Source organism: Dyella thiooxydans (genome assembly GCF_001641285.1).
GTDB lineage: Bacteria > Pseudomonadota > Gammaproteobacteria > Xanthomonadales > Rhodanobacteraceae > Dyella_A > Dyella_A thiooxydans.
Map to the genome: position 1 here is coordinate 277,616 of NZ_CP014841.1, position 16,597 is coordinate 294,212.

Sequence of the window (16,597 nt, forward strand, 5' to 3'; positions counted from 1 at the left end):
AAGCGCCATCGGCGGTCGCGTTCTCCGTGTGTCCAGGAACCGGATGGCCATAAAAATGAATGAAATGTATTAAAAGCTAGACATCATCTAATTAATGTTCGATATTTCGAACATGGATACCGACACCCTCATGCGCGATCTCGGCCAGCAGCTGCGTCTGCTGCGCAAGCGTCGTGGGCTGACCCAGGCCGCGCTGGCCACGCGAACGGGCATGCCGCGGCCCAAGATCGTGCAGATGGAGCAGGGTCGGGGATCGATCGCGTTCGAAAGCTACGCCCGGCTCGCCGCTGCCCTCGATGCCACCCTGAAGGTGGATGTCGCGCAGCGTCCGACGCTGGAGGAGCTGGGGGACATCTATGGCGAATGAGCCGGTGGCCGTCGCCAGCGCGCGCGTGCTGACCCCGCAGGGCGTCAGTGGTGAGCTTTACCACGAAGGCAGGCCATACGCGTTCGCCTACACCGGCACCACGCCGGATGTGGCGGTGAGTCTCACCATGCCGGTACGGCGCAGTCCGTACACATCCTCCGAACTGCTGCCGATCTTCCAGCAGAGCCTGCCGGAGGGTTACGTGCTGGAGCAGCTGCGCCTGCGCCTGGCCAAGCTCACGCAGCTCGATCCCATGCTGCTGCTGGCGATCACCGGCCAGGGCGGCACCATCGGCCGCCTCGCCGTCGATGCGCCCGCGGTCGGCCGCTTGCTGCAACGTGGCCGCGAGCCCGAGCGCGGCGAGCGGCTGGACGAGATCCTGGCCTGGGACGGCGCCGAAGACCTGTTCACCGAACTGGTCGATCGCTACCTGCTGCGCAGCGGCGTGTCGGGCGTGCAGCCCAAGGTGCTGGTGCCGGAGCGCGCAATGGGCGACGCAGCCAAGGCGACCCTTCTCACCGGCGATCTCATCGTCAAGAGCGGGCAGGGCGAGTACCCCGGTCTGGCGATCAACGAGTTCGTCTGCATGTCCATCGCCAGGGCCGCTGGTATCCCGGTGCCGGAGTTCTTCCTGTCCGAGCGGCACGATCTGTTCGTGATGCGCCGTTTCGACCGCGATGCCCACGGCAAGCCGCTGGGCTTCGAGGACATGGCGACGCTGATGGGTCTCGGTACCGCCCAGAAATACCAGGGCGGTTACGAGCGGCTGACCAAGGTCATCGGCAACAACTGCCTCGCGGAGCAGGTACGCCTGGCCCTGGCGCAGCTGTTCGACATGGTGGCGCTGTCCGTCATCGTCGGGAACGGCGACGCGCACCTGAAGAACTTCGGCCTGCTCTACACCCACCCGGCTAGCGACGACGTGCGCATGGCGCCGGCCTACGACATCGTCAACACCACCGCGTATCTACCCAACGACACGTTGGCCCTAACGCTGGGCGGCAGCAAGAGCTTCATCGCAGCCCGACAACACCTGCTGGAATTCGCCGGCCGCTGCCAGGTAGACGAACCCCGCGAACGTATCCGGCAACTGCTCGAAGCGGCCCACCAGCAGTGCCAGCGCCACGCCGACCTGCTGGCCGAGGTGCCGCAGGTGCGCGATGCCCTGCAGCGCGACATCCAGCGTATGGAGCCGGGTTTCAGCAAGCCGCTGGGAGCGGCATGAGGGGCAAGGTATGGGGCGGTACCGCCGCCCGCGCCTACCTGCGCGCCCTGGAAGAACTCTCCGGCTGCCGCATCGCCCTCGTCGCCACCGGCGCCGACCGCGATGACACCATCATCCTGGACGACCCGTTCGCCTGAGTTCCCGGCAAGGCGTGACACGAAAAAGCCCCGCGATGCAGGGCTCTTCCATGCCCGCACCACCGCGCCAATGCAGCCATCCACCCGGCACAGCAACGCCCCTCCCCACGAACTGGGGCAAGGCGACCGGGCCGCCGTCCCGGGCCACCCGACCTGCGGCCGGGTGGGTGTCGCGCTGACGAGGCTCAGGGCCGTCCGCGGGGCGGAACAGGGCGCCACCGTGGCCCGCCATGTGGCCGGCGGGCGCGACCCGGCATTGGGTGGTTACAGCCGACTAACAGGGCGCGGCGCACAGTGGTCACGCTGGCAGGGATTGATCTGCCGCCCGAAAGCCCCGGCATGTGGCTGAGGTTGACGCCATGAAATCCCACGCCGGAATTCGAACTCCTTCCCCCTGGCATGTCGGTACCTGGCTCGCCCGCATCCAGCATCTGCTTGGATGGCCTGGCCCCGTCGCAGCGCGCGTTCCCTCCGTACCGCTGAGCCGCCGGCACCAACTGCTGGCGGCGCAGGATCTGAGGAAAAGCGAGCAGCGCTCGCGCCAACTCGCGCTGTTGCGCAAACTGAAGGGCGAAGCACGGCGCAGCGCTCGCGCTGGGCATCCCGCGGATCGCATTACAGGGAAGTAACAACACAACGCGCATGCTGCACTGGCATCAGGAAGCACGTCGCTCCTGCCACGCCTCAGCATCGCGGTACTCTCCCTAACGCCACTGAGTACGCCCCCGGGTCACCCCGGGGCCGCGGCTTCGGCCGCCCTGGGCCTGCGTCTGCAGGTCATCACTCAAAGGCAACCCCATGAACCATTCCGTCAACAACACTCGCACCAGCAACCTCATCGATTCGGCCGTCGCCAACGGCTCCTTCAAGACCCTCTGCAAGGCACTGGATGCCGCCGAACTTACCGGCGTGCTGAAGGGCTCGGGCCCCTACACCGTCTTCGCGCCGACCGACGAAGCCTTCGGCAAACTGCCGCAGGGCACGCTGGAGAACTGGCTCAAGCCGGAGAACAAGGCCGAGCTGATTTCGGTGCTGAAGTACCACGTCCTTCCCGGTCGCGCGTCGACCGCCGATGTGGGCACGCTCAGCCATCCGAAGATGATGCAGGGTCTGTCGGCCCATATCGCCAGGGACGGTGATCGCCTTACCATCGACGGCGCCCACCTGATCGGTGCGGAAATCGCCGCGGGCAACGGCGTGATCCACACCATCGATGCGGTGATGCAGCCGCCCAAGTCGGCCACCAAGCACTGAGCCACCGAACCGACTCGCACCGAGTCGATCCACCTGACCGTGGTGGCGAGCGCACCGCTCGCCACATCGGACAGCGAAGCATCCGGAAGCCCGCCCCGTGCGGGCTTTCTGCATCGGGTCCCCGGCAGGACCGCCCGATGGTCCACCTCGCACAGAACTCGTCGGCTGGCGCATCGCCCCGTCGTCACGGACGCGGGCCGCGACGACACCATCTTTCTGGGCGGCCCGTTCGCCTGAGCTTCCAGCCAGGCGTGACACGAAAAAGCCCCGCGATGCGGGGCTTTTTCTCTTCTTCTGGTTGCGTCGGTGATACGGCTACGTGGATGCCGACGCAAACTCTCCACCCGTCATCCCAGCGAACGCTGGAGGTGCTTTTCAACGGCGAATGCCGGTCATCCAGCGCCTTTAAGGCAAGTGAACCCCGAAACCCTCAAGCCGCCTCGTCGATCATCTCCTTCATCGCCGCCTCCACCCCGCGCGCCGCCTCGGCGATCCGCTCGTCGCCGGAGATCAGCGACAGCTGCTCGGTGGGCGGCACCATGCCGATCCAGGTCGTGCCGTCCTGTTCGTAGATCGACACCCGGCACGGCAGCGCCATATTCAGCGCCATGTCCATCGCCAGCACCTCCGACGCCTGCTTCGGGTTGCACACCTCCATCACGATGCAGCCGTGGGCCAGCGGAAAACCCTTGTCCGCCAGCGTCTGCTTGAAGTCGTAGGTGTGCAGCACGCCGAACCCATGCGCCTTCACCGCGGCCTGCATGGCCTCGAAGGCCGTGGTGACCGATTTGGCGGTTTGCTTCTTGTAGATCATGGTCAGGTCTCCGTGTGGGTAAGCCGATCGTCGCGCACTGTGCGCCTGAGCGAGTACGGGTTTCGTCAAGTCGAAGCGACATCGCGGGTTCGTGCGACGTGGATATCCGGCGTAAGGGAGGGACGCGGCCTCCCTTGCCGCCAGGCCGCATCTGCAGGGCAGTCAGGTAGGGGTATATCCGCCCTTGGTGGTTGCGCCCATGCCACCTAAGATCACTCGCTTGTCGCGCTGCGCGCCGACGTCCGCGGGTATGGGGGCATCGGACAGAGCGCGCTGCATCACCATCCAGTTGTTTCCAGGGGCGAGCGTGTGCAGAATTTTGTGTAACCGGGATTCGAGTTACAGCTGAGGGAGTCGTTCCTCGAACTGGATCGTAAAGCGGTTGAGCGCGGCCTTCCAATCACGGATCGGCAGCGTCCATTTCTTGCTGATGTTGCGCAGGGCCAGATAGAACAGCTTCACCAGTGCCTCGTCGCTCGGGAAGGCCCCGCGGTGCTTGGTCAGCTTGCGCAGGCTCATGTTCACCGACTCGATGGCGTTGGTCGTGTAGATCACCTTGCGGATCTCTGGCGGGTAGTCGAAGAACGGGATCAGGCGCGGCCAGTTGCGTCGCCAGGACTGCCCGATCGGCAGGTATTCCTTGTCCCAGCGGGCCTCGAACTCGGCGAGCCGCTGCTCGGCCTCCTCGGCGGTGGCACAGGTGTAGATGCGCTTGAGGTCGGCGGCCACCTCCGGCCGTCGCTTCCACGACACGTAGTTCAGGCTGTGCCGCACCATGTGTACGAGGCACAACTGCACCGTCGTGTGCGGGAATACGGTCTCGATCGCTTCGGGGAAACCCTTCAGGCCGTCGACGCAGGCGATGAAGATGTCCTGCACCCCGCGGTTGCGCAGCTCGGTCACCACCTGCAGCCAGAACTTGGCGCCCTCGGTCTGCGCCAGCCACAGCCCAAGGACCTCCTTCTCGCCGGCCATGGTGATGCCAATGGCCAGGTAGACCGCCTTCACCCGCACCGCGCCCTCGCGCACCTTCACATGGATGCAGTCCAGGTAGACGATCGGATACACCGGATCGAGCGGCCGGCCTTGCCAGGCCTTCACCTCGTCGATCACTGCATCGGTGACCGAGGAGATCAGGCTCGGCGAGACCTCCGTGCCATACATCTCTTCCAGGTGCGCCTGGATCTCGCGCACCGTCATGCCGCGGGCGTAGAGCGACAGGATCTTGTCGTCGAAGCCGCTCCAGCGAGTCTGGTGCTTGGGAATCAGCTTCGGCTCGAAGCTGCCGTGCCGGTCGCGCGGGATCTCGATCGGCAGCTCGCCGAACTCGCCCTTGAGCGTCTTGCGGCTGCGGCCGTTGCGGGTGTTGCCGGCCGGGTTGGCCACCGGCTCGTGCTTATCGTGACCGAGGTGCTCGGTCATCTCCGCATCCAGCGCCTTCTCGACCAGCAGCTTGGTCAGCTGCTTGAGCAGGCCGTTCTCGCCGATCAGGTCTTCGGGCTTCTTGTAGTTCGCCAACAGGCTGCTAAGCAGCTCGTCGGGCACCTCGTGTTTGCGTGGACTCATGGTCTCTCCGGGTCTGGCGGCAGTGTCCTGCCTGGGACCCGGTTACACAAAATCTAGGACACGCCCCACCGAAACGCTGCTCAACGAGGATCTAGCCATCATCTTTCGTGGCGGCGATTTGGCTGCGCTTATCGAACCGGTTCGCCGACAGTTTGGCCGCCTGCATGTTGAGCCGGGGGATCTCGCTGGACGAGGTGCCAATAGTCCCTTGTTCTCGCTGGCTTACCTCGCGTTGAAGGACGCCGGAGCGCGCGATTGGTACAGCGGGCTTGGCCTGTCGCTGACCCATCAAGGCAAGCTGCACTTCATTCAGTGGCACCACATCATTCCGAAGTCCCTGCTCAAGAACCGCTACGAAACCGGCGAGATCAACGAGATCGCCAACATGGCCTTCATCACCGGGCAGACCAATCGACGCATCAGCAACAAGGACGCGACCGGCTACTTGGCTGAGATTGTTGTCAAGCAAGGCGAGCAGGCGTTGATGAGTCAGTGCGTTCCGCTGGACGCCTCACTCTGGGACACGGATCGCTATCGCGATTTCCTCAAGGCAAGGCGGGAGGCCTTGGCCGAGAGGATGAATCGCTTCGTCAGCGAGAAAGCAGGGCTGCCCGTCGCCGGCGCTGCGGTGTCCTAGAGGACCATGCTCGCGATCCGAGCGTTGCGAATCAGGTTAATTTCAGATAAAAGCCCAAATGAAATTAACGGGCGCCGCTAATTTCACTTCGCACTGGGGATCGCCATGCACCGTCCGCCGCCAGGGGAGTACCGCACCGTGTCCACGGCGGGCGAGCCGTTTCGCGCGTTCGTGCCGGCGGCCTTGCCGCCGCTTCCGCCCATCGACTGGAATCCCGCGCTGCGCCGCCGCTTCGATGATGCGCTGGTTGCGCTGGGGCGGCTGGATGCGGTGTCGACGCTGCTGCCGAATGCGGCGCTGGTGCTGTACAGCTTCATCCGCAAGGAGGCGGTGCTGTCTTCGCAGATCGAGGGCACGCAATCTTCGCTGGCGGACCTTCTGCTGTACGAGATCGACGAGCAGCCGGGCGTGCCGGTGGAGGATGCGCAGGAGGTCAGTCGCTATGTGGCTGCGCTGGAGCATGGGCTCGCGCGTCTGCGCGGTGGCTTTCCGCTCAGCCTGCGGCTCATCGGCGAGATGCATGCCGTGCTGCTGGATCACCCGCAGGGTCGTGGCAAGACGCCGGGCGAGTTCCGGCGCAGCCAGGTGTGGATCGGCGGCACGCGTCCTGGCAACGCGGTGTTCGTTCCCCCGCCTGCCGACGCGGTGGCGGATTGCCTGGGCGACCTGGAGCGCTTTCTCAACGATGTGCCGGAGTCGACGCCGCCGCTGATCAAGGCCGCACTGGCCCACGTGCAGTTCGAGACGATCCATCCGTTCCTGGACGGTAACGGGCGCATCGGGCGATTGCTGATCGTGCTGCAACTGGTGCACGACGGCCTGCTGCGCGAGCCGCTGCTGTATCCCAGTCTGTTCTTCAAGAAGCACCGGCCGCTGTATTACGAACTGCTCAATGCCGTGCGTTTGCAGGGCGATTGGGAGCGCTGGCTGGACTACTTTGCCGAAGGCGTCGAGCAAAGCGCGACGCAGGCTGTCGCTACGGCGAAGCAGCTGCTGGCGCTGGTTGACCAGGACCGTGACCGCATCGCGACCCTGGGGCGCAGCGCGACCTCGGCGCTGGCTGTGCTACAGGCGCTGCAGCGTCAGCCGGTGACGAGTGCGGCGGCACTGGTCAAGGCCACCGGCCTGGCACTCGCCACGGTGAACCGCATGCTGGTGCAACTGGTGGATGCGGGCATCGTGTCCGAACTGACCCAGCGCCAGCGTGACCGCATCTTCAGCTACCGCGCTTACGTGGACGCTCTCAATGCAGAGCTCTGACGGCCGCGTCCTTTTTCGTTCCAGGGGAGCGGGTGCATGAACCTGCACAGGGAAGTCCATTTCGAAACGGCGATCTGCGACCACCTCGCCGCCCACGGCTGGCTCTACGCCGAAGGCGACGCCCAGCACTTCGACCGCGCTCACGGTCTGTACCTGCCGGATCTGCTGGCCTGGATCGAAGCGACCCAGCCGGACAGCTGGGAGCGCCTGACCAAGGCGCACGGCCCGGCCACGGCGGAACGCCTCGCCGAGCGCGTGCGCAAGAACCTGGACGAGCGCGGCTCGCTGGAGGTGCTGCGCCGGGGCGTGGAGATGATCGGGTTGAAGGCGCCGCTGGCGCTGGTGCAGTTCAAGCCGGCGCTGGCGATGAACCCGGCGCTGGAGCAGCGCTATGCCGCCAACCGCCTGCGCGTGGTGCGGCAGGTGAAGCATTCACCCAACAACCCGCATGACGCGCTGGACCTGGTGCTGTTCGTCAACGGCATTGCGGTGGCGACGGCGGAGCTGAAGTCCGATTTCACCCAGAGCGTGGGTGATGCGGTGGACCAGTACCGCTATGACCGCGATCCGAACCCTAAGGGCGGTGTAACCGAGCCGCTGCTGTCGTTCCCCGGCGGCGCGCTGGTGCATTTCGCGGTGAGCCAGGCCGAGGCGATGATGACCACGCGACTGGCCGGTGCGTCCACGCGCTTCCTGCCTTTCAACCTGGGCCACGACGGCGGCGCGGGCAACCCGCCCAATCCGGACGGCTTTGCCACCGCCTACCTGTGGGAGCAGGTGTGGGCGCGCGACAGCTGGCTGGAGATCCTGGGTCGCTACCTGATCGGCAAGCGTGACGACAAGAAGCGGCTCACCAGCGTGATCTTTCCGCGCTACCACCAGCTCGATGCGACGCGGAAGCTGGTGGCCGACGTGCGCGCCAACGGGCCGGGGAAGCGCTATCTCATCCAGCATTCGGCCGGCTCGGGCAAGACCAACTCCATCGCCTGGAGTGCGCACTTCCTCGCCGACCTGCACGACGATCGGAACGCCAAACTGTTCGACAGCGTGCTGGTGGTGTCCGACCGCAACGTGCTGGACGCGCAGCTGCAGGAGGCGATCTTCGATTTCGAGCGCACCGCCGGCGTGGTCGAAACCATCACCAGCGAGCGCGGCAGCAAGAGCGCGCAGCTGCGTGAGGCGCTGGAGGCCGGCAAGAAGATCATCGTGTGCACCATCCAGACTTTTCCCGCCGCGATGAGCGCCGCCCAGGAACTGGCCAAGACCGAGGGCAAGCGTTTCGCGGTGATCGCCGACGAGGCGCACAGCTCGCAGACGGGTGAGTCCGCCGCCAAGCTCAAGCAGTTGCTGAGTGCGCAGGAGTGGGCCGAGCTGCAGGACGGCGGCGAGATCGATACCGAAACCATGTTGGCGGCGGGCATGGCCGCTCGCGCCGGTGGCGAGCAGGGTCTGACCTACGTGGCCTTTACTGCCACGCCCAAGGCCAAGACGCTGGAGTTGTTCGGGCGGCCGGGGCCGGATGGGCTGCCGCTGCCATTCCACGTGTATTCGATGCGACAGGCGATCGAGGAGGGTTTCATCCTCGACGTGCTGCGCAACTACACCCCTTACAAACTGGCATTCCGACTGGCCCACGAAGGCAAGGAATACGACCAGGCCGAGGTCGAGCGCAGCGCAGCGATGAAGGGGATCATGCAGTGGGTACGCCTGCATCCCTACAACATCGCCGCCAAGGTGCAGATCGTGGTGGAGCACTACCGCGAGCACGTGCAACCGCTGCTGGACGGCAAGGCCAAGGCGATGGTGGTGGTCGGCAGCCGCAAGGAGGCCGTGCGCTGGCAGAAGGCGGTGCGCGAGTACATCGCGCGGCAGAACTACCCGCTGGGCGTGCTGGTGGCGTTCTCCGGGGAGGTGAACGACCCGGACAGCTATCCGCAACCGGTGACCGAGACCAGCACGGATCTCAACCCCGGGCTGAAAGGGCGCGACATCCGCGACGCCTTCGCGCAGCCGGAGTACCACCTGCTGCTGGTGGCCAACAAGTTCCAGACCGGCTTCGACCAGCCGCTGTTGTGTGGCATGTACGTGGACAAGATGCTGGGCGGCATCCAGGCCGTGCAGACGCTGTCGCGCCTCAATCGCGCCTACCCGCGCAAGGACACCACCTACATCCTCGATTTCGTCAACGACGCGGACGAGATCCTCAAGGCATTCAAGACCTACTACGCCACCGCCGAGCTGGAAGCGGCCACCGATCCGAACATGGTGTTCGACCTGCGCGCCAAGCTCGACGCCAGCGGTCACTACGATAATTTCGAAGTGGATCGCGTGGCGAAGATCGAGACCGATCCCGACGCTAGGCAGGCCCAGCTGAGCTCCGCGATGGCGCCAGTCGCCGACCGCCTGCTCAAGCGCTACCGAGCGGCGCAGCTGGCACGCGCCGATGCGCTGGGGAGCGGCGACGAGCCGGTGGCGCAGGCGCAGAAAGACATCATGGACGCGCTGCAGCTGTTCAAGGGCGACATGGGCGCCTATGTGCGGCTGTACGCGTTCCTCTCGCAGATGATCGATTACGGCAACACCGACATCGAGAAGCGCTTCATCTTCTACAAGCGGCTGATCCCGCTGCTGGAGTTTGGTCGCGAGCGCGAGACGGTGGATCTGTCCAAGGTGGTGCTGACCCATCACACCCTGCGCAGTGCCGGGCGACAGCCGCTGAACCTCAAGGACGGCAAGGGCGAATACAAGCTGTCGCCGCTCGATGCGGTGGGCAGCGGCTCCGTACAGGACAAGGAAAAGGCGCTGCTGGCCGAGATCATCGAACGGGTCAACGGCCTGTTCGAGGGGCAGGTCACCGACGGCGACCAACTGGTGTACGTCAACGGCGTGCTCAAGGGAAAGCTGCTGGAGAACGAGACCCTGGTGCAGCAGGCCGGCAGCAACAGCAAGGAGCAGTTCGCCAGCTCGCCCGACCTTCGCCAGGCCCTGGTCCACGCCATCATGGACGCGCTGGATGCGCATTCGGCGATGAGCTCGCAGGCGCTGCGCTCGGAGCGGACCCAGGATGGTTTGATGGACATCCTGCTCGGGCCGGGCCAGCTCTACGAATCCCTGCGTGCACGTGCCGAGCGGCGCGCTGCACCGCCCTGAGGCAACCCGAAAGCCACCAAGGCCCCGCATTGCGGGGCCTTGTCTTTCCGGTGACTTGCCCAGGGTCTGCGTTGCTTGCGGACATGGGGAGGATTGTCGCCAGGTGGGCCGCACGACGCCCGCGCCGGAAGCGACTGGCGCGCTACCCAGGGCAATAGCCGCGAATCTTGTTGATCTCGCGTGCGGGGTCGGCGAAATCGAACGAGGCGGGCTTGCCGTCGTCGGCGACGTTGTACCAGACCACGCCGTTGGGAAACATGGCCACGGTGATGCCGCCGTAGCCGGACATGAAAGGCACCCATGCCGCCGTCTTGCAGTTCAGCAGCTTCTGCACGTTGCGCGCCCAGACGGCGTGCTGATAGCGGAAGGTCTGTTCCAGCGAGGTCACCGGCAATCCCCGCTGCTCGGGGTTCCGCTGCATGGCGGCGTCCAGCATCTGCGGGTCGAGGATCTGCCGGCCATCCATGCGGCCATGATCGGTGTCGAGGAATCGCGCCAGCTTGATGAAGTCGTCGGCGTGCACAAACAGCCCGTAGCCAAAGAACGGTTGCGCGTCGGTGTCGAGGGTGCGTCGACTGACGCGGGCCGTCGGGCTCAACTGCAGCGGGGCAAGCACGTCCGGCAGCAGGACGCTGGAAAACACATCCAGGTCCGCCTGGCCTGTCTGGGTGCGCAGGAACCGGTTGAGCATGATGCCCAGCAGGTAGGTGTCGGAGGTGTGATAGACCCAGCGGCTGCCGGGCGGCGCACTGCGCGGCCACGACGAACACGCCGCCCGAAGCTTGCCCGCGTTGGTCAGCGGCCGCAGCAGGGCCGCGACCTTGGGCGAATCCTCGTCGGCCATGTAGTCGGCCGAGCCATAGTTGCCGCTGGCCATGTCCAGCAGGTTCATGAAGCTGACGTCGCGCCAGCGCGCTGCCGCGCATGCCGGGGTGGGGGCATAGTCGCCGACGTGCTGCTGCATCACACCGGGCCAGCGTTGCTGCATGCGCATGGCGGCGATGCCGGCCACGATGGTTTTCGCGGTCGAGTACGACGGCAGGTCCATCACCTGGCAATACGGGTAGTCGCCGTGCCGGGTGGGGCACGGCGAGGCATAGTCGACGCCGTCGACATACAGCCCATAGCGGGTGCGTGCCGTCGGGTCACCGATCGCCAGCCGGGCGAGGTCGAGGTCCGGGTAGGCTGCTTTCAAGGCGGACAGCGGCCGGGTCGGCAGCCGGGCGGCGAGTTCAGTGCGGTAGGCGGCGACGATCGCGGCCTTGTTGGCCACGGCTCCCGGGAGGTAACGCGCCTGCAGGAAACCCCACATGTCCATGTGCAGGTAGCGGCAGGTCTCGCTGCTCACCTGGAAGGCGGCATGCGCCAGTGCGCCCTGTGCGTTGAACAGCAGCATCAGCACGCCGTTGCTGGTGCAGTTCTGGTTCTTCTGCGCCAGCGAGAACGGAATGGCTGCGCGGGTGTAGCCCCGGTCGCCCGGTTCGTCCCACACTTTGCCGGGCTCCAGGATGAACTCCCACCATGGGTGGTCGCTCGGAATCGGTCCGCGGCGCACCGGAATCAGCGTGTCCTTGTCCTGCACGAACGCATAGTCGAAATCCTGCGGGATCGTGCGCGCCTGCCGGTAGTCCGCCTCGGTGAAGGCGAGGAAATCCGTGTCGGCCAGCAAGGTGCGCGTCTGCGGCTGGCCGGAGAGCTGCAGGCGGCCTTCGAACCGATGCGTCGCCGGCAGGCTGGCTTCATCGGGCGCGAACGCGGACAGGTCGACGCTGCTGCGATAGCCCTGGCCCGATTGCATGGCCTTGAAGTCGAGCGTCCCGCGTGCCTGCAGCGCCGTTGCGCCAAGCAGCAACAGCGTCGCAAGACACGCGTCGAGCGGCCATCTGCGCATCTCAGATCCCACCGATGCAGGCGTACTTGATCTCGGTGTAATCGTGCAGGCCGTACTTGGAGCCCTCGCGGCCGAAACCGGATTGCTTGATGCCGCCGAACGGCGCCACCTCGGTGGAGATGAGGCCGGTATTCACGCCCACGATGCCGCATTCGAGGGCCTCGGTGACGCGCCAGCAGCGCCCGAGATCGCGGGTGTAGAAGTAACCGGCCAGGCCCGCCTCGGTGGCGTTGGCCATGGCGATCACCTGCTGTTCGCTGTCGAAGCGGATCAGCGGCGCCACCGGGCCGAAGGTTTCCTCCTGTGCCACCAGCATGTCGACGCTCGCGTCGAGCAACACCGTCGGCTCGTAGAACATCCCGCCCAGCGCATGGCGCCTGCCGCCCATGGCAACGCGTGCGCCCTTGGCACAGGCGTCCGCGACATGCTGCTCGACCTTGAGCATCGCCTTTTCATCGATCAGCGGGCCCTGCTCCGTGGGGCCGGCCAGACCGTCACCGACGCGCAACGCGGACACGGCCGCCATCAACTTTTCCGCGAATGCGTCGTAGACATCGGCATGCACGAACAGGCGATTGGCGCAGACGCAGGTTTGGCCGCTGTTGCGGTACTTGCTGGCCATCGCGCCGGCCACCGCGGCATCCAGGTCGGCATCCTCGAACACGATGAACGGGGCGTTGCCGCCCAGCTCCAGAGAGACGCGCTTCATCCCCGGCGCGCATTGGGCCAACAGCCGTTTGCCCACCCCGGTCGAGCCGGTAAAGCTGATCTTCCGGACCGCAGGATGGGACGTCATGGTTTCGCCGATGGCCGCCGCATCCTGGCCGGTGACGATGTTGAGCACACCCCTGGGCATTCCCGCGCGCATCGCCAATTCGGCGATCGCCAGCGCCGAATATGGTGTCTGCAGCGCCGGCTTGCACACCACGGTGCATCCGGCCGCGAGCGCCGGTCCGATCTTTCGGCCGAGCATGGCCGACGGGAAATTCCACGGTGTGATCGCGGCGACCACGCCGATGGGCTGACGCAGTACGAGGATGCGCTTGTCGCTGGCGTGCGCGGGGATGACGTCGCCGTACAGCCGCTTTCCCTCTTCGGCGAACCACTCCAGAAAAGCCGCGGAATAGGCAATTTCCCCGCGCGCCTCGGCCAGCGGCTTGCCCTGCTCGGCCGTCATCAGGCGGGCCAGGTCGTCCTGGTGCTGGAGCATCAGGTCGTGCATCTTGCGCAGGATGTGTGCGCGCTGTTTTGCCGTCAGCGCCGCCCAGGCGGGGAGGGCAGCCTGCGCGGCTTCGATCGCACGCGTGGTCTCGGTCGCGCCCATGTCGGGAACCGTGCCCAGGCGTGCGCCGCTGGCCGGGTTGTGCACTGTGCAGACGGCACCGCCGTCGGCGTCACGCCAGGAGCCATCGATCAGGCACTGCGTGCGCAGCAGGGTGGGGTCGACGAGCGACAGGGAAGGGTGCGAGTCGAGAGGCTCGTTCATCGTGCGTGCTCCGGGGAATCAATGCGACGCGCCGCCAGCAACGTAGCTGCGGCAGAGGCGGCCAGCACAGCCAGCGCCGCCGTTATCAGGAAGTGGAATTGGCCGCTGCCCAGCACCAGCCCGGCTGCCAGCGGGCCGCTGGCAAGGCCGAGGTGGGAGATGAACCCGGCCAGCGACGTCAGGCGACCACTGGCATCGATGCTCGAGGCCATGCCGAACAGGTACGGCACCACAAACGACCAGGTGATGCCGGTACCCACGTTGGCGATGAAGTAGATGGCGCCGGACGCGCTCCCATAGAACCCGACCGTTCCGACCAGGGTGAGCACGAAGGCGATCCACAGCGGCTGAAAGCGTCCGAATCGCTCGCCCATGAACACCACCAGCAGCGCGCCGAGGATCGCCACCCAGGTTGCCCAGCCCAGCGCCTGGCCGATGAACGCGCGCGACAGCCCGGCGTGCTCGCCGAGACCGATGATGAAGGCCAGCAGCGCCATGTTGGCGGCCTGAAACAGGAACAACCCCAGCATGACCAGGCTGACGGTGAGCCTCTTGCGCGTGCCTATCGGCTGGTAGGCGATGCTGCCGGCGCCCTTGCCGGTCTCGATCCGCGGGATGGCGAGGATCGCCAGCAAGGCTAGGCAGGAAACCCCGGCCAGCGACAGGAACAGGATCTTCGCGCCAAGTGCAGGCACCAGCGGCGGCAACAGCATCATGCCGAGACCGCCGAGCCCGAACTGCACGGCCAGCAACATGCCAAACGCACGATCCGGCGAAGCGGTCCGCGCCATCACCGCATAGATCAGGCCCGTCGCCATGCCGCCGAGCAGACCGTCCAGTCCACGCAAGGCGATCATCAGCCAGGGGGCGTGGACCAGGGTCGACAGCAGATCGATGCCGATCATGGCGGCCAGCAGGACCACCACGGCCGGCTTCCAGCGCAGGCGCCCGACCAGGAATACCGCGATCAGCGCACCGGCCGTGGCGCCATAGGTGTTCGCCGCACCGACCATGCCGGCCTGGGCGTTGCTGAAAGCGAGGCCGGTCACCAGGCCGTCGACGATCGCCGCCATCAGGTTGACGTAGAAGAAGCCGGCGGTCGCGACCAGCGCCAGCAGCGCATACATCCACAGGCTGTCGAGCCGCTTTGCCGGCCCGGCGGCCTGCTCCCTGTGGCGAGTCCCCGCGCTCACTCGCGGTGGCCCGTGTCATGAACCTCGACGGTGATGCCGGCGGATTCGAACATTTCGCGAAGCGGCGCCAGTTGCTGGCGATAGTTTTTCCACAACCCCATCGATGAGCGATAGATCGGCTGACGCACCTGTGCCGCGCTGGCGGTCAGCGAGGGCTGGCGGTTGCGCTCGAACGCCATGCAGGCCTCCTCCCACGGCAACCCCAGGTGCGCCACCAGGCGGCGACTGACGGGCTCCTGATCCTCGATCAAGTCTTCGTAGTCGATTTCCAGATAGCGCTCTGCTGGCAGCACGCGACGCCAGTGGGTCATCAAGGTGTTCCACGCCAGCCAGTAGCGCCCCAGGTCGTCCAGCGCGTAGGAAAACGGGTAAGCCATGCGGAACAGCGTCTTGTACATGGCGTAGCACACGTCCATCGGGTGGCGCCGCACATGGATGATGCGCGCCTGCGGCATGGCTGCCGCCACCAGCCCCAGGTAGAGGAAGTTGGTCGGCGTCTTGTCGATCTGCATGGCGCCGGAAGCAGGCGGCAGATGACCGCAATAGCGCCGTCCCAGGGCCGCCGGATCGAGCGTGGCGGACAACCGGATCAGCTCGGCCTTGCTGCGTGCCGCGCCTGCCTCGCGCACTACCGACATCGCCAGGTCCGTGGTCTCGCCGCGGCTGACCACCGCGCTGTGCGAACTGAGGATGCGGTCCACCAGCGTCGTGCCGCTGCGCGGCAGGCCGACGATGAACACGGGCCGCGGATCGGCATGGCCCGGTGCGGCCGCCGCCAGTTGCTCGGCATCGAAGGCCTCCGCGATCAGGCGCATGGTGTCGATGTCCTCTTCGACCCGATAGCTCAGGCGACTGCGGCGCAGGTCGGCGCCGCGCCTGAGCGCCGCGAACGAGGCGTCGTGACGGCCGAGGTCCTCCTGTTCCTTGGCCAGCGCGAAGTACAGCGGTACCGGGTCGGCCTGGCCGCCATCGGGCAGTTGCAGGCGCCGTTCGATTTCCACCACGTGATTGCGCTCGGCAGTCTGCTTGCGCAGGGTGGCGCGGTTGTACCAGGCGTCGCTGTCGTCCGGCTTCAGCGCGATCACTTTGTCCAGCGCCGCCTCCGCGTCCTGCAGCTTGCCCAGCGCGATCAGGCTGGTGGCGTGGTTGTAGATCGCGCCGGGGTCGGCCGGCTGCAGCGCGCGTGCCCGTGCCTGGCAGCACTCCGCGTCGACGTGTTGCCCGAGCGCAGTGAGGCGCTGCGCGATGTCCTGCAGCAGTCGTGCATGACGGATGTCGGGCTTCGCCTGCAGCACCCGCAGGTTGGCCAGTGCTTCCTCATTGCGCCCCAGTTGCAGCAAGGCATCGATGCGCAGCATGCGGGGCGCCGGATCATGCCGGTCCAGCGCCAGTGCGGCATCGGCCGTGTCCAGTGCTTCCGCCGCCTGGCCTTCGCGACACAATGCGTGGCCCAGCAGCACCCGGATCGGCACGCTGCGAGGCCATTGGCTGCTGGCCTGCATCGCCATCGCCCTCGCAGCGCCGATATCGCCGCGCTGCAAGAGCGACTCGACGCGGTGCACTGCCTGCAGCTCGTGCATATCCGCTGCTGCCATCACACTGTCCGTGGCGCCGTTG

13 protein-coding genes are annotated in these 16,597 nt (G+C 66.2%); 7 read left to right on the forward strand and 6 right to left on the reverse strand.

The annotated features are described in order from the left end of the window. Nucleotides 1–112: 112 nt before the first annotated feature. From ATSB10_RS01205 to ATSB10_RS01215, 4 genes are all read left to right on the forward strand, one after another. Nucleotides 113–367: a helix-turn-helix domain-containing protein gene (locus ATSB10_RS01205; protein ID WP_063674284.1), complete on the forward strand. Its 255-nt coding sequence runs from the start codon at nt 113–115 to the stop codon at nt 365–367. Continuing rightward, nucleotides 357–1,592, forward strand: coding sequence for a type II toxin-antitoxin system HipA family toxin (locus ATSB10_RS01210; protein WP_063670056.1), 1,236 nt, complete (start codon nt 357–359; stop codon nt 1,590–1,592). Before ATSB10_RS01205 ends, ATSB10_RS01210 begins: the two co-directional genes overlap by 11 nt. After that, nucleotides 1,589–1,729: a hypothetical protein gene (locus ATSB10_RS19145; RefSeq protein ID WP_157468970.1), complete on the forward strand. Its 141-nt coding sequence runs from the start codon at nt 1,589–1,591 to the stop codon at nt 1,727–1,729. The genes ATSB10_RS01210 and ATSB10_RS19145 overlap by 4 nt, the downstream gene beginning before the upstream one ends. A 798-nt stretch (nt 1,730–2,527) precedes the next feature. After that, complete coding sequence (locus ATSB10_RS01215; RefSeq protein ID WP_063670057.1) at nt 2,528–2,983, forward strand: fasciclin domain-containing protein; 456 nt, start codon at nt 2,528–2,530, stop codon at nt 2,981–2,983. A 430-nt stretch (nt 2,984–3,413) separates the two neighbouring features. Here ATSB10_RS01215 and ATSB10_RS01220 read toward each other — a convergent pair whose 3' ends face one another. Further along, on the reverse strand, nt 3,414–3,797 hold the full coding sequence (locus ATSB10_RS01220; RefSeq protein ID WP_063670058.1) for a DUF302 domain-containing protein: 384 nt from the start codon (nt 3,795–3,797) through the stop codon (nt 3,414–3,416). A 339-nt stretch (nt 3,798–4,136) separates the two neighbouring features. Next, a complete protein-coding gene (locus ATSB10_RS01225; RefSeq protein WP_063670059.1) occupies nt 4,137–5,363 on the reverse strand; it encodes an IS256 family transposase in 1,227 nt (408 codons plus the stop codon). Here ATSB10_RS01225 and ATSB10_RS01230 point away from each other — a divergent pair. From ATSB10_RS01230 to ATSB10_RS01240, 3 genes are all read left to right on the forward strand, one after another. Next, nucleotides 5,362–6,000, forward strand: coding sequence for a hypothetical protein (locus ATSB10_RS01230; protein WP_205631080.1), 639 nt, complete (start codon nt 5,362–5,364; stop codon nt 5,998–6,000). The two genes, ATSB10_RS01225 and ATSB10_RS01230, sit on opposite strands and share 2 nt — an antisense overlap. Before the next feature lie 105 nt (nt 6,001–6,105). Continuing rightward, nucleotides 6,106–7,260: a Fic family protein gene (locus ATSB10_RS01235; RefSeq protein WP_063670061.1), complete on the forward strand. Its 1,155-nt coding sequence runs from the start codon at nt 6,106–6,108 to the stop codon at nt 7,258–7,260. Nucleotides 7,261–7,296: 36 nt separating this feature from the next. Beyond that, complete coding sequence (locus ATSB10_RS01240; RefSeq protein WP_063670062.1) at nt 7,297–10,410, forward strand: type I restriction endonuclease subunit R; 3,114 nt, start codon at nt 7,297–7,299, stop codon at nt 10,408–10,410. Between the two features lie 142 nt (nt 10,411–10,552). Here ATSB10_RS01240 and ATSB10_RS01245 read toward each other — a convergent pair whose 3' ends face one another. From ATSB10_RS01245 to ATSB10_RS01260, 4 genes are read right to left on the reverse strand one after another with little or no spacing between them, the layout of a single operon-like run. Then, on the reverse strand, nt 10,553–12,301 hold the full coding sequence (locus tag ATSB10_RS01245; protein ID WP_063670063.1) for a serine hydrolase: 1,749 nt from the start codon (nt 12,299–12,301) through the stop codon (nt 10,553–10,555). A gap of 1 nt (nt 12,302) precedes the next feature. Continuing rightward, nucleotides 12,303–13,787, reverse strand: a complete 1,485-nt coding sequence (locus ATSB10_RS01250) for an NAD-dependent succinate-semialdehyde dehydrogenase (protein WP_205631081.1) — start codon at nt 13,785–13,787, stop codon at nt 12,303–12,305. Further along, nucleotides 13,784–14,980 carry an MFS transporter gene (locus ATSB10_RS01255; protein WP_157468972.1) on the reverse strand — a complete coding sequence of 399 codons (1,197 nt, stop codon included), beginning with the start codon at nt 14,978–14,980 and terminating at the stop codon, nt 13,784–13,786. Before ATSB10_RS01255 ends, ATSB10_RS01250 begins: the two co-directional genes overlap by 4 nt. Next, nucleotides 14,977–16,575: a tetratricopeptide repeat-containing sulfotransferase family protein gene (locus ATSB10_RS01260; protein ID WP_169816693.1), complete on the reverse strand. Its 1,599-nt coding sequence runs from the start codon at nt 16,573–16,575 to the stop codon at nt 14,977–14,979. Before ATSB10_RS01260 ends, ATSB10_RS01255 begins: the two co-directional genes overlap by 4 nt. Nucleotides 16,576–16,597: the final 22 nt, after the last annotated feature.